The organism is Pseudomonas sp. H1h (assembly GCF_000633255.1).
Classification (GTDB): domain Bacteria; phylum Pseudomonadota; class Gammaproteobacteria; order Pseudomonadales; family Pseudomonadaceae; genus Aquipseudomonas.
This window is the reverse complement of record NZ_AYMJ01000031.1, coordinates 485,077-498,459: the sequence shown is the minus strand read 5'-3', so window position 1 is coordinate 498,459 and position 13,383 is coordinate 485,077. Positions and strand designations below refer to the sequence as shown.

At 61.9% G+C, this 13,383-nt stretch carries 13 protein-coding genes; 5 read left to right on the top strand and 8 right to left on the bottom strand.

Annotated elements, in window-relative coordinates; genetic code table 11:
* Window positions 1-16 precede the first annotated feature (16 nt).
* Window positions 17-514, top strand: a complete 498-nt coding sequence (gene greB, locus U862_RS0126265; RefSeq protein WP_025113125.1) for a transcription elongation factor GreB — start codon at window positions 17-19, stop codon at window positions 512-514.
* 6 nt (window positions 515-520) lie between these two features.
* On the opposite strand, the gene U862_RS0126260 is transcribed toward greB, so the two are convergent.
* The 3 genes from U862_RS0126260 to U862_RS0126250 all read right to left on the bottom strand — a co-directional run bounded on the left by U862_RS0126260 (window position 521) and on the right by U862_RS0126250 (window position 3,042).
* The gene (locus U862_RS0126260; protein ID WP_003226820.1) at window positions 521-829 is read right to left on the bottom strand and encodes a hypothetical protein; all 309 of its coding nucleotides are present in this window, start codon (window positions 827-829) and stop codon (window positions 521-523) included.
* Between the two features lie 248 nt (window positions 830-1,077).
* Window positions 1,078-1,512 carry a DoxX family protein gene (locus tag U862_RS0126255; RefSeq protein ID WP_025113124.1) on the bottom strand — a complete coding sequence of 145 codons (435 nt, stop codon included), beginning with the start codon at window positions 1,510-1,512 and terminating at the stop codon, window positions 1,078-1,080.
* Between the two features lie 108 nt (window positions 1,513-1,620).
* Window positions 1,621-3,042: a transglycosylase SLT domain-containing protein gene (locus tag U862_RS0126250; RefSeq protein WP_025113123.1), complete on the bottom strand. Its 1,422-nt coding sequence runs from the start codon at window positions 3,040-3,042 to the stop codon at window positions 1,621-1,623.
* Between the two features lie 236 nt (window positions 3,043-3,278).
* Here U862_RS0126250 and U862_RS0126245 point away from each other — a divergent pair, with 236 nt between their 5' ends.
* The 3 genes from U862_RS0126245 to U862_RS0126235 all read left to right on the top strand — a co-directional run bounded on the left by U862_RS0126245 (window position 3,279) and on the right by U862_RS0126235 (window position 6,352).
* The gene (locus tag U862_RS0126245) at window positions 3,279-4,085 is read left to right on the top strand and encodes a TatD family hydrolase (RefSeq protein WP_025113122.1); all 807 of its coding nucleotides are present in this window, start codon (window positions 3,279-3,281) and stop codon (window positions 4,083-4,085) included.
* Window positions 4,086-4,295: 210 nt separating this feature from the next.
* Window positions 4,296-5,777, top strand: coding sequence for a methyl-accepting chemotaxis protein (locus U862_RS0126240; RefSeq protein WP_025113121.1), 1,482 nt, complete (start codon window positions 4,296-4,298; stop codon window positions 5,775-5,777).
* Between the two features lie 209 nt (window positions 5,778-5,986).
* On the top strand, window positions 5,987-6,352 hold the full coding sequence (locus U862_RS0126235; RefSeq protein WP_025113120.1) for an Mpo1-like protein: 366 nt from the start codon (window positions 5,987-5,989) through the stop codon (window positions 6,350-6,352).
* Between the two features lies 1 nt (window position 6,353).
* Here the strand turns inward: U862_RS0126235 and U862_RS0126230 are convergent, their stop codons facing one another.
* From U862_RS0126230 to U862_RS0126220, 3 genes are all read right to left on the bottom strand, one after another.
* Window positions 6,354-7,148: an acyl-CoA thioesterase II gene (locus U862_RS0126230; protein WP_025113119.1), complete on the bottom strand. Its 795-nt coding sequence runs from the start codon at window positions 7,146-7,148 to the stop codon at window positions 6,354-6,356.
* 225 nt (window positions 7,149-7,373) lie between these two features.
* Complete coding sequence (locus U862_RS0126225; RefSeq protein ID WP_025113118.1) at window positions 7,374-8,141, bottom strand: CHAD domain-containing protein; 768 nt, start codon at window positions 8,139-8,141, stop codon at window positions 7,374-7,376.
* A 79-nt stretch (window positions 8,142-8,220) separates the two neighbouring features.
* Window positions 8,221-8,499: a hypothetical protein gene (locus tag U862_RS0126220; protein WP_025113117.1), complete on the bottom strand. Its 279-nt coding sequence runs from the start codon at window positions 8,497-8,499 to the stop codon at window positions 8,221-8,223.
* A 216-nt stretch (window positions 8,500-8,715) separates the two neighbouring features.
* Here U862_RS0126220 and U862_RS0126215 point away from each other — a divergent pair, with 216 nt between their 5' ends.
* A complete protein-coding gene (locus tag U862_RS0126215) occupies window positions 8,716-9,753 on the top strand; it encodes a patatin-like phospholipase family protein (RefSeq protein ID WP_025113116.1) in 1,038 nt (345 codons plus the stop codon).
* 109 nt (window positions 9,754-9,862) lie between these two features.
* Here the strand turns inward: U862_RS0126215 and U862_RS0126210 are convergent, their stop codons facing one another.
* Both U862_RS0126210 and U862_RS0126205 read right to left on the bottom strand, forming a co-directional pair.
* Window positions 9,863-10,561, bottom strand: coding sequence for a response regulator (locus U862_RS0126210; protein ID WP_025113115.1), 699 nt, complete (start codon window positions 10,559-10,561; stop codon window positions 9,863-9,865).
* 48 nt (window positions 10,562-10,609) lie between these two features.
* Complete coding sequence (locus U862_RS0126205; protein ID WP_025113114.1) at window positions 10,610-13,261, bottom strand: sensor histidine kinase KdpD; 2,652 nt, start codon at window positions 13,259-13,261, stop codon at window positions 10,610-10,612.
* Window positions 13,262-13,383: the final 122 nt, after the last annotated feature.

Below are 13,383 nucleotides of genomic sequence, written 5' to 3'. Positions count from 1 at the left end.
ACCACAAGAAGTTGCCATGAGCCGTTATCGCCCTCCCCGCACCGCCGGCACCGCGCTGATCACCCCAGAGGGTGAAGCGCGGATGCGCGCCGAATTCCATGAGCTGTGGCATGTGCGCCGCCCGCAAGTGACGCAATCGGTCAGCGAAGCCGCGGCTCAGGGCGATCGTTCGGAAAACGCCGAGTACACCTACGGCAAAAAGATGCTGCGCGAAATCGACAGCCGCGTGCGTTTTCTCACCAAGCGCCTGGAAGCACTCAAGGTCGTCAGCGAAAAACCCAGCGATCCGAACAAGGTCTACTTCGGTGCCTGGGTGACCATCGAGGACGAAGACGGCAAGCAATCACGCTACCGCATCGTCGGCCCGGATGAACTGGATCTGAAACTGGGTTTGATCAGCATCGACTCACCGCTGGCCCGCGCCTTGATCGGCAAGGCGCTGGACGCCGAAGTTCGGGTACAGACGCCAACCGGTGAGCAGTGTGTCTATATCGTGGCGATCGATTATCCGTAACGCGTTTCAGCGACGAGTGATCAACCCCTGACGCGCAACGCGGGTCAGTTGCTTGATCATTTCCGGAGCGTCTTCAGCGCTCGGCGCCTGAATCACTGCCAGATCGAAACTGTCACTGGCAAAGCGTGCCAGGGACTCGCCGTCTTCGACAAACTGGATCAGGAACGCGGCAGGACCACCGCTGCGACGTGGCCAACCATCGAGATAACGCAACAGCGTCGGCTGATGTTTGCCGCCAAGCAGAATTTTCGGGTTGCGCTGAGTGATATGTGCCGTGATCGGCGCGGGACGTGCTGGAGGGCGTAGTGCATTCATCGTGTCGTGTCTCTGCCTCAAAAGTCTGCATGGCAGGTGAGAGGCAACACCGAACCAGCGCTTTAGCGGTATTTCGAAGCCCTGTTCCGGCTTCTGACGGCAACTCTCTGAGTCACCTGGCGCCCCGCAAGTAGCTGTTTAAATCGGCGCATGAGCAACATCCTAGAGAACGTGACCGACGAGTGTCAAGAATCAACCACAACAAAAAAGGCCCGCACAATGCGGGCCTTTTGCTTGATTCAGAGCGCTCAACCGGCGATGGCGCGATCCACCGACAGCTTGCCGGCGCCTTCGATCATCACCGCGAGGCTGCCACCAAGCAGCGCCAGGGCGAACTCGTAACCGTTGTTGGCCATGAACAGGCCGTTGCTGATGTGAACGGTGAAGATCGCCACCAGCGACAGGAAGGTCAGCCCCAGCGCCGCCGGACGCACCAGCAGGCCGATGATCAACGCCAGACCGGCGAAGAACTCGGTACCGCCGGCCAGCGTGGCCATCAGATAACCCGGGTGCAGACCAACGCTGTCCATGTACTGCGCGGTGCCCGCCAGACCGTAGCCACCGAACAGACCGAAGAGCTTTTGCGAACCGTGTGCGGCGAAGATCACGCCGACGGCGATGCGCAGAATGGTCAGGCCGTAACCGGCGCGAGTGAACAGAACCTTGTTGATCAGAGAGCTCATGGGGCATTCCTTGTTTTGCGAGAAGTGTGTTGGGATTGGCCGCTATATTAATCAGTTAATTTCATGTTAAAAGCGCAATTATTCCGCCATAACAATCAGATTATTAGATCATTTGCGTGAGGCAACTTTCTGTCCCCGGGGCTCCAGCGATTCTCGCTCCCGGTCGAACGCCAAGTAGTACTTGTTCACGCTATTAACATAGCTGACGGCCCCCATGCCGACCTGCTCCATTGCGATGCGCTCGACCTGGAAGAACCACTGATTGGGGTTCAACCCACGTCGCCGCGCCTCGGCACGCATGCCTTGCACGCGCTCCGGGCCGATGTTGTAGGCCGCCAGGGTGAACGCCATGCGCTCGCGTTCATTGAGTTTCGGACTGTTGAAAAACTTGCGGCGGATCATCGCCAGGTACTTGGCCCCGGCCTGCACATTTGCATCGAGATTCTGGATATTGTTCACACCGACCCGTTGCGCCGCGGACGGAGTGATCTGCATCAACCCGGTCGGGCCACTGCCGCTGCGGGCGCTGGGTTGCAGGGCTGATTCCTTGAACGCCAGCGCCGCCAGATTCAGCCAGTCCATGTTTTGCGCGTCGGCGTGTTTTTGCAGGGTCGGACGCAGTTTTTCCAGACGCTGGCGGTCCGCCTTGGCCAACGGATAGTGCACTTGATAAAGGCGCCGATAGATCCGCAGAAACTCTGCGTCTTCGTTCGAGGGCTTCTTGTAGCCGACCAGGAAGCGATCGATGCTCGCCCGCAACATCGAGGCATCGCGGCGCACGAACCAGTATTCCTCGCCCGGCTCGCTGATCATCAACTGGCGATCGAAACGCAACCTAGGCAGGATTTTGCCCCAGCGCTCGGCGATGGGTTGCTCGACGATGGTCAGGTGAAATATCCCGCCCTGCACCATCTCCAGTACGTCTTCGACAGCCAGGGTGGGGTCGACCCACTCGATCTTGATCGGCGCCAGTTTGTGCAACGCGAGTTTCTGATTGAGCTGGCTGACCGCCTCCCCCGCCGCGCTGCCGGTCGGCAAGGCCAGGGTTTTGCCGGACAGCTGTTCAACCTTGGTGTAACGGCGCTCGCCCTTGATGCCGACCAGCACCAACGGCACATTGCGGGCAATCGGCTCGCTGCTGGCAACCGCGTGGCCCGGCTGCAGATCAAGCAGTTCTCCTGGGGCTACCACGTCACCTTCGCCGCGCTGCAAGGCACCGAGCAGTTGGTCCTTGGCTTTGGGAATGATCTTGAGGGTGATTTCCTGGCCATCGCGGGCGTGGCCATTGAGGTATTGCTCGAAGGCGCGCAGGCGGTGGTATTCGACACCGATGGCCTGACCCTGAACTTCACCGGAGCTGTTGCGGCTCTGGTTGACCAGCACTCGCAGCACGCGGCTGCTACGGATCTCCGACAGGTCTCGGACCTTGGCGGCCGGCACGGCTTGCAGTGGCCCGGGCAAGCGCGCAACCGCCGTTATCGGCAGCAGCAGCGACGCACACAACAGGAGCAAAACCGAGGGACGATGCATCCACTCTCCGGAAAGAATACGGGGTGTTTTTACCGCTGAACGGTCAAAAACACCGACGAAAACAGAGCGCCTATGAGCGCTGGCAAAGTGCGAGAGACTGGCACAGTGATGGCACTTCTGCCAACCCGGGCTGCGTCACGGCATCAAAAGACAGCTATAACTCTTTGTAGTTCTTGGCTTTTCTTATAAATCTACAGCTCTGGTATGCTTTCCGGCCTTCGGCCCGAGGTAGAACCATGCAACTCATCGATATCGGCGTCAACCTGACCAACCCAAGTTTCGCCGAAAAACATCAGGCCGTGCTCGACCGCGCCTACGCCGCCGGGGTCTGCCAACTGGTGCTGACCGGCACCAGCGTCGAGGGTAGCGAGCAGGCGCTGGAACTGTGCCAGCAACTGGATGACAGCGGGCAACGACTGTTCGCCACCGCCGGCATTCACCCGCATTCGGCCAGTGATTGGAACGCTGACAGCGCACGTCGTTTGCGCAGCCTGCTGCAAGAGCAAAACGTGGTCGCCGTGGGTGAATGCGGGCTGGATTTCAACCGCGATTTCTCGCCGCGCCCGCAACAGGAAAAAGTGCTGGAAGAACACCTGGCACTGGCCGCAGAACTGCAACTGCCGGTGTTCCTGCACGAGCGTGATGCCAGTCAGCTCCTGCTGGAAATGCTCCGGGACTTCCGCGATCAGTTGCCCGCTGCCGTGGTGCACTGCTTTACCGGCGAACAAAAAGCCCTGTTCAGCTATCTGGATCTGGACCTGCACATCGGCATCACCGGCTGGATTTGCGACGAGCGCCGGGGCACCCATCTGCACCCGCTGGTCAAGGAGATCAAGCGCGGACGGCTGATGCTCGAAAGCGACGCGCCGTACCTGCTGCCGCGCACTCTGCGACCGAAGCCGAAAAACGGCCGCAATGAGCCGGCGTATCTGAGCGAAGTACTGCGCGAGGTAGCGCTGCATCGCGGCGAGAGCGAGGACGACCTGGCGGCACACACCACGGCGTGCGCCCGTGCGTTCTTCAACCTGCCCACCCTCCCCTGACCCCCCAGAATTTCTCTGTGGGAGCGAGCCTGGTCGCGAAAGCAATGGTTCAGACAGCAACGATGTCGACTGACACGGCCTCTTCGCGAGCAGGCTCGCTCCCACAGGGGAGAGTGCGGTCTGTTGACTCATATCAAGACGTCTATATCTGCGTAGCGGCACAATGCTGGCACCTTGCCGAAACTGTTTCCGCTATCAGAGAAGACCTCCATGGGTGCCTGGCTTAGCAATATCTCGCTGAAATACAAATTCTGGGCGGTCAACGCGGTCGCCTTTGTCACCACCCTGCTGCTGGTGCTGTACGCCGTGCAACTGGAGCAACAGGCCCGCAGCCACGCCTCACAAGCATCCGCTCAGGCCCAGGCACAATTGCTCAAGGCCTGGCCGACCGGACAGGCCTTGCCCAAGGCTGACCAGGTGCTGACCTTCAAACGCGGGGAAGCGCCGCGCCTCAACGATCAACCCGTACTGGAAATCAGCGACAGCAACGGCTGGAACGCAATCAATCACCTGCCGCTGTTCGGCGACAACCCATTGATGGGCGCTGAAGTATTCAGCCGCGCCGATGGCCAACAGGTCGCAGTCATCGCCTATGGTCCAAGCCTGGCGCAAGTGTTCAGCGAGCGTTTTGCCAACTACGCGGTGGCGGTGTTCATCCTGATGTTCGCGATGCTCTGCGCGTCGCAGTTGCTGATCCGCTTCCTGCTCAGCCAGCTCAACACGCTGAAGGACGTGATGCTGCATGTCGAGAAAAGCGGTGACCTCTCGGCCCGCGTACCGTTGGCCTGCAAGGATGAAGTCGGACAGATGGCCAATGCGTTCAACGCGATGCAGGCCGGTTATCAGCGCGTGGTCACGACGGTCGCCAACACTGCGCGGCAACTCGACGTCGGTGCTGCACGCCTGGCGGCGAGCATGAACGAGGTGCGCCACGGCATGCTCGGCCAGCAGAGCGAAACCGATCAGGCCGCCACCGCGATCAACGAAATGACCGCCACGGTTTATCACATTGCCCAGCATGCCGGCGCCACCCGCGATCTGTCGCAGACCGCCGATGGCCTCGCGGGCAGCGGCCAGCAAGTGGTCAGTCGGGTGCAGCAATCGATTGCCGGACTTTCCAGCGGCGTGCAGCAGACCGCAGAGATGATCCAGCGCCTGGCCGAAGACAGCCAGAAGATCAACGGCGTGGTCAGCGTGATTCACAGCATCGCCGAGCAGACCAACCTGCTGGCACTGAATGCCGCCATCGAAGCCGCCCGGGCCGGCGAGATGGGCCGCGGTTTTGCCGTGGTCGCCGACGAGGTGCGCAATCTGGCAAAACGCGTGCAGACCTCCACCGATGAAATCACCACCATGGTCTCGGCGTTGCAGGCCGGCACCCGCGATGCGGTGGACTTCATGCAGGAGAGCTCGTACAAGGCCGACGACTGCGTGCAACAGGCGCAGGAGGCTGGCGAGGCGCTGGCGGAAATCACCGGCGCCGTGGCGCAGATGCGTGAGAGCAACACCCAGATTGCGGTGGCGGCCGAGCAGCAGAGTCAGGTAGCGGAAGAGATGAATCGGGCAGTGGTGAGCATTCGTGATGTGACCGAGAACACGGTGCAGCAGACCGTGGATTCGGCGACCACCAGTAATGAGCTGGCGACGTTGGCCGGAGAGTTGAGCAAGGCCATCGGTCAGTTGAAACTCTGACGGCCGCTTCGCGAGCAAGCCCGCTTCCACAGGGGATCTGCGGCGTACACAAATCTGCTGTGCGGGCTTGCTCGCGAAGGCGTCAGCCGGGCCAACATCAAATCCGGCGATGACGCCTATCACCGCAATAGCCAACCTTGATTCGCCGCCCTACCCGCCCCGGCCTATTCTTCAATCATGTGTTCAACATGGATCGAGGAGTAACCAACATGGGCAAACGTCACCCCAATCTTCCCGCGTGGCAATGGCGCGCGTACCCGAACAATCACCAGCACCCGACCAATCTGGTGTTGCACCTGATTGCAGTGCCGTTGTTCATCGTCGCGTTTCTGTTGATCGTGTCCGGGGTGTTCAGCCTGAGCCTGGCCAGCGTCGCCATCGGCGTGATCGGTATCGTCGCGGCGCTGGGTCTGCAGCGCCACGGCCACAGCCTGGAGGCGCAAGCCTCCGAGCCGTTCAGTGACCGCAAAGATGCAATGTCACGCTTGCTGGTCGAACAGTTCCTGACCTTTCCGCGGTTTTTCCTCAGCGGCGGCTGGTGGCGCGCCTGGCGTGAGCGCCATCGTCGGCATTGACTCAGGCAAAAATCGTCACGGTCTGTCGACTCATGGCGATCAACTCTCCTTCCGCGCTCCACAGTTTCGCGGCGACATGGCCGTAGCCGTCGGCGGCGTACTCGATGTCAGCCAGGTATTTGCACCAGTCCAGCGTGCTCAAGTCGCGTAGCGGCTGAACGAATTCAATGGTCCAGGTCAACGTGCTGCCCGGTGCCGGTTTTTTCAGGTACGGCAACAGTGCCGGCGGCCATGCATCTACTAGCGCCAGCAGATGCGCTTCATTGACCGGCTCTTCCTTGACGTCTCCACGCAACCGCACCCAACCGCCCATTTGCCGCGATTTGTTGCCGGTGAACGGCATGCCGCCGACACTCCAGCGCATCGACAGGTGACGCATGAACTCCGGGGTCACACCCTTGATGTAGGGCAGCTCCTGGCATTCATCCCAATGGTTCATTTCGGCCGCCGGATAAGCTGCAACGGCCACTTCCGAAGGTCTGGAAGCACCAAAGCTGCCTTGCACGATCGTCACCACCTGCCCGTTCTGCATCGCACGCCCCAGCACCTGACTGACCGCCTTGCCTTCGCGCAGCACATCGACTTCAAAACGCACCGGGACTTCCGGCTCCACCGGGCCGACGAAGGTAATAGCCAAAGAGCGCACCGGACGATCTGCGGGGACCTTCGCGCGCATGGCTTCATATTGCAGCGCCGCTACCAGGCCACCAAAACTGGCCCGACCCTGGCCCCACTCGGCGGGAACGGTCAGTTCTGGATCGCGGCGGACCGCATCGAGCAGATCGGAAAAGCGCATGACAACCTCGGAAAGCGAAAAGTGTATGCAGCGATCTTAACCAGCATGGCAGAGCGCCGCAGCGTCTATTCCGGTCAAATGGACTGACAGAAAGGCCTTAAGGCCAAGGAGATATTCGAAGGTGGGAGCGAGCTTGCTCGCGAAAGCGGTAGATCAGCAGACACATCGGTGACTGATATTCCGCTTTCGCGAGCAAGCCCGCTCCCACAGGGGTTCTATGGAGGATCAGGATTTGAAGCAGGCAGTGCTGAGTTTTTCGAGCACTCGATCCGCCTTGGCTTCAGCCTTGATCAGGCCCGCCTGCCAGGTCGCAACGCACGGTTGCAGATCGCTTTCCTGCTCGGCCCGCGCCAGCCACTGCCAGCAATCGTGCCAGTCGCCCAGCGCGCCTTGTGCAGACTTCAATCGCGCCAGCGCCGCCGCAGGCAAGCGATCCAGCTCCGGATACGCTTCGATGCCATAGCGCACGCGCTTGATCAACAAGCGCAAGCGATGCCGATCGTGGGCCGGATCGCGCAGGGCCTCGTCGAGTTTTTTCCATTGTTTGTGCAGGCGTTTTTCGATGCGCGTGGCCAGCCCCTTGAGCAGACCCTGACGTTCAGACGCACGCAGGAATCGCGGGAAGGCGTCGAGGATGATCAGCAGCGAAGCCACTTCCGTACTTGCTGCCAATGCCGGATAGGCTTCGGCCATTTGCGCCATGCGTCGCTGCGCCGCTTGCGGTTGATCATGCTTGAGCAGATACGCCGCCAGCACCTCGCGATCACGCCACGGCGTGGTCACCTGCCCCACCGCTGACGCCGCCACTTCCAATTGCTCGACACCGGGCAAGCCGCGCAATGGCCGCAGCAGGCTGCGCAAGCGCCGCACCGTGGTGCGCAAGTCATGCAGCGCTTCGGGGTCGGTGCGCGCGGTCAAGCGCGCCTGACACGCCAGCAGCCGCACTTCCAGGCTCAGGACATGAGCCACCAACCGATCCACCAACGCAGACATCACTTGCTCCTGATTCAAATGGCTTGAAGGACCAGTCTGCCTCAGGAAGGCAGCCGCATCCTTGCGTCAAGTCAGCAGCTTAGCGGCCGGCGCGGGATTCGCGAATATAGAAACGGGCTTTCTCGGCCTTATTGCTGCAGCCCTCGAAGCCTTCGAATTGCTGCTGGGTCTTGGCGGCCGTCAGCAACGACAGCGCCTTGGAATAGCTGACCGTACCGGCGAAACCTTCGGCCTTGGCCAGGTCCAGTTCATGCCACGCCGCATCAAGCTGAGTGCCACAGCTGTCACGATAAGCAGTCTTGCCCGCGCAACCGGCCAATGCCAGCGCGATCAACGGCACACAGATCCAGGCTTTCATCACTTACACCTCAAAATAGGTCAACAGTCGTGCAGTTAAGACGGTGCGGCGAGGAAAAAGTGCCTTGGCGCCCGATGAATCTGCGGTGACTCAAGGATAGCGTCGAGTGGTCACGGAGTATCGAAAAAACGACGCCCCCGCCGCCCCGAACGACCCTGCCGATTGTCGCCCGCCCCAGGATAGGTGCATTGTGGAACCTTGTCGGGAGGAAGTCAGATGAAAAAGCGTGTCGCACTGGTGCTGGGCTCCGGTGGCGCCCGGGGCTATGCCCATATCGGGGTCATTGAGGAGATCGAAAGACGCGGTTACGACATTGCCTGCATTGCCGGTTGTTCGATGGGCGCGGTGGTCGGCGGGATCTATGCGGCGGGCAAACTCGACGAGTACCGCACGTGGATCGAATCCCTCGACTATCTGGATGTGCTGCGGCTGGTGGACGTGAGTTTCCGCCTCGGCGCGATCCGTGGCGAAAAAGTCTTCGGGCAGATCCGCAAGATCGTCGGCGAGATCAACATCGAGGACCTGCGCATCCCCTACACCGCTGTCGCCGCCGACCTCACCAACCAGCAGGAAATCTGGTTCCAGGAAGGCTGTCTGCATCAGGCGATGCGCGCTTCGGCGGCGATTCCCAGCCTGTTCACCCCGGTGATGCAAGGCAACCGGATGCTGGTGGACGGTGGCATTCTCAACCCGTTGCCGATCGTGCCGGTGGTGTCCAGCCACTGCGACCTGATCATCGCGGTCAACCTCAACGCGACCAACCAGCGGCATTACAAATTGCCGGTGATCCAGCGTCCGCCAGCCTTTCGCTCGCGCTTCGACAGCCTGCTCAGCTCGCTGGGTTCGAAGATGCCGTTCCGGCGCAAACAGGCCGAGCAGTTGCTGTTGCTCGAGCAGGAAGCCCTGCGCGCGGAAGCGGCGGACATCAACCCCTGGCTGGAAGGCAGCGAACCGGAAAGCCAGCAGCCGGCGGCGGCACCCGAACGCGAAGGCGCACCGAAATCCGCCACCGGTTCGTTCATCATCGACAACGTCGGGCCGGCGTCACTGCTGGACCTGATCAACCAGAGTTTCGAGGTGATGCAGACCTCGCTGGCGCAGTACAAGATCGCCGGCTATCCGCCGGACATTCTGATCAACGTGCCGAAGCGCGTGTGCCGGTTTTTCGAGTTCTACAAGGCGCCGGAACTGATCGCGCTGGGGCGCGAAATTGCGCGGGATACGCTGGACCGGTATGAGAGTGAACAAGGCTGAAATCCCGGCAGCCTGTCAGGCCTCTTCGCGAGCAAGCCCGCTCCCACAGGGGTTGGGTGATCCAATGTGGGAGCGGGCTTGCTCGCGAAGAGACCAGACACCCCAAAAACTACAGGCTGCCCTCACTCAACAACCGATACCCAACCCCCGCCTCAGTCACGATAAATCGCGGCCGTGTCGGATCATCCGCCAGTTTCTGCCGCAAATGCCCGACGACAATCCGCAGGTAGTGACTGTCTTCGGTATGCGTCGGCCCCCAGATGTCCTTGAGCAATTGCTGCTGGGTGATCACCCGCCCCGGGTGCCGCGCCAGTTGCGCCAGCACCGCGTACTCCTTGCGGGTCAGCGCCACTTCGGCGCCATCGAGCAACACCCGCCGATAGGCCAGATCAACCGTCAACGGGCCAAACGTCAACGCCGCTTGTTGCGCTTCGCCGGCCGGTGCCTGGCGCAACAAAGCGCGGACCCGGGCGAGAAACTCCTGAATGCCGAACGGCTTGGTCACGTAGTCGTTGGCGCCGCCATCCAGCGCCTGGACTTTCTGCCCTTCGCTGGCCCGCACCGAAAGCACCAGCACCGGCGCGGTGGCCCATTCGCGAAATTCGCGCAGCACCTGCTGGCCGTCCATGTCCGGCAGGCCGAGGTCTAGCACCAGCAAGTCCGGTTTGTTCAACGCGGCCTGGGCCAGGCCCTCGGCGCCGGTGCCGGCTTCCAGCACTTTGTAGCCTTGTGAGGAGAGGCTGATGCGCAGGAATTTACGGATCTGCGGTTCGTCATCAATGACCAAAATGGTCGCGGTCTGGCTCATGAATTCACATCAACGCAAAAGATTGGCAAGAGAGTAGCGCAGCCGGGCTCAGGCTTCATTGTCCATCCCCGGTTGCGCCTGCAACGGCAAATGCAGGGTGATGCTGGTGCCGCGCCCGTCGATGCCGTCGGCGACGCTGATCCGCCCGCCATGCGCACCCACCATACCCTGACAGATCGCCAACCCTAGACCGGTGCCCTGGCCGCCGCGATCACCGCGGGCAGCGGTGTAGAACATGTCGAAAATCTTCGCCCGCTCATCTTCTGGAATCCCCGGCCCCTCATCGCTGACCGTGAAAAAAATCTCTTCACCGCTCGCCCCGGCGCTCAATTGCAAACGCCCATGGGCAGGCGAAAAACGCGCAGCGTTTTCCAGCACATTGACCAGCGCCTGTTCGATCAGCGCCGCATGCACGAACAGCAGCGGCAACTCGGCCGGCACGTCGGTGCTGACCTGCAACGGCGCCAGCACCGCACGCAGGCGATTGAGCGAGCTGCCGACAATGTCGGCCGGCGCCACCCAGTCCCGCGCCAGCTTCAACGCCCCGTGGCCGAGACGGGTCATGTCCAGCAGGTTCTGGATGTAGCGGTCGAGGCGTTCGGCCTCATCACGAGTGCCTTCGAGCAACTCACGGCGATCTTCCAGCGGAATGGCTTCGCCGAGCGCCAGCAAACTATCGATGCTGCCGCGCATGGCGGTCAGCGGTGTGCGCAGATCGTGGGACACCGAGGCCAGCAGCGCACTGCGCAATTGCTCGGTTTCACCGTGCAGGCGCGCGGCTTCCAGATCGTCCGCCAGTTGCGCCCGGGCCAGTGCCTGAGCGAGTGGCTGACTCAACGCGGTAAGCAGGCGTCGGCGCTGGCCGCTCAAGGTCTGGCCCTCTTTGGCGCAGACCCCGAGCAGCGCCAGCGGCCCGTCTTCCACCGACAGCGGCCACCACCACCAGCGGCCGAATGGCAGCGTGCCGGTGCCCATGCCCGCCGGTTGATCGTGCTGCCAGGCCCAGTCGGCGGCGGCACGTTCGGATTCGGTAAATTCCAGCGGCCCGCCGGTCTCGACTTTCCAGCCACCCTGGCCGTCACGATTGAGCAGGCACAATTGCAGATCGCTCCAGCCATTGAGGTGTTGCGCGGCGGCGCTGACCACCGCCTGACGGTCGGTCGCCGCAGTCAGTTTGCGCGACAGATCGAGCAGTTCTGTGGTCTCTTCCTGAGTGTCACGCAGGGCCTGCAACTGCCGCCGCTGGCGCGCCGCGAGATTGCCGGTGAGCGCCGCCATCAGCAGGAAGAACAGCAAGGTCAGGACATCTTCTTCGCGCTGAATGGCGAAGGAAAAATTCGGTGGAATGAACAGAAAATCGTAAGTCAGAAACGACAACGCCGCGCAGGCCAGCGCCGGCCCCAGACTGCTGCGCACCGCCACCAGCAACACCGCCGCGAGGAACACCAGCGAGATGTTCGGCAGCGGCAACACACTCGACACCGCCCACGCCAGGGCACTGGCCAACACCGTGGCCGCCAGCGCCAGCGCATAGTCGAACCAGACCAGCGTCGGCGTGACCCGCAGGCGCGGTTGAGGGTGTTCATGGTCGTTGTCGAGAACGTTGATTTCCAGTCCGTGAGCCTGGCGCAACAAGCGTGCTGCAAGCCCACCACCGAACAGGCGACGACGCAGGCTCGGTCGCGACTGGCCGACCAGCACCAGGCTCGCACGGCGTTCGCTGGCGTGTTGAATCAGGGTCTTCGCCACTTCACCGGCACGCAGCAGCACCACTTCGCCACCGAGGCGTTCAGCCAATTGCTGAGCGCTTTGCAGACGCAGGCGCGATTGCTCATCGCGCACCGTGCCGTTGTCGACGTGCACCAGGCTCCACGGCAAATGCCGCCGCTGGGCCACGCGACTGGCGTGACGCACCAGGCGTTCGGCATGGGCATCGCCATCGACGCCGACCAGCAGACGCCCGCGCACCGCCGGGGCCGCCTGACCGAGTTGACGATAGCCTTGCGCGAGATCGTTATCGACCTGTGCCGCCGCCGTTTGCATCGCCAGTTCGCGCAACGCGGTGAGGTTGGTCTGAGTGAAAAACGCATCGATTGCCGCCCGCGCCTGTTCCGGCACGTAGACCTTGCCTTCGCGCAGACGCTCAAGCAGCTCGCGCGGCGGCAGGTCGATCAGCAGCAGTTCGTAGGCTTCCTGCAGCACCCAGTCCGGCAGGGTTTCGCGCACCAGCACGCCGGTGATGCCACGCACCTGATCGTTGAGGCTTTCCAGGTGTTGGACGTTGACCGTGGTGTACACGTCGATGCCGGCGGCGAGCAGTTCCTGAATGTCCTGCCAGCGTTTGGCATGGCGGCTGCCGGGGGCGTTGGTGTGCGCCAGTTCATCCACCAGCACAAGCTTCGGTTTGGCCGCGAGCAGGCCGTCGAGGTCCATTTCTTCGAGCATCACACCGCGGTATTCCGAGCGCACCAGCGGCTGCTGCGGCAAGCCGCCGAGCAACGCTTCGGTTTCGGCCCGGCCGTGGGTTTCGACGACGCCGGCGATGATTTTCACGCCTTGGCGCAATTGTGTGTGCGCGGCCTGGAGCATGGCGTAAGTCTTGCCGACACCGGGGGCGGCGCCGAGGAAGACTTTCAGCCGGCCACGGCCGTCGCGGGGCAGGTCTGCTAACAACGCGTCGGCGCGGCCGGAGTCACTCATGCTTGATCTCTTCAGTCAGATGTTTATGTGTTACCTGTGCGGGCCTCTTCGCGAGCAAGCCCGCTCGCACATTCTGGAATGCATTCTCCTGTGGGAGCGAGCCTGCTCGCGAATGGCCGTGC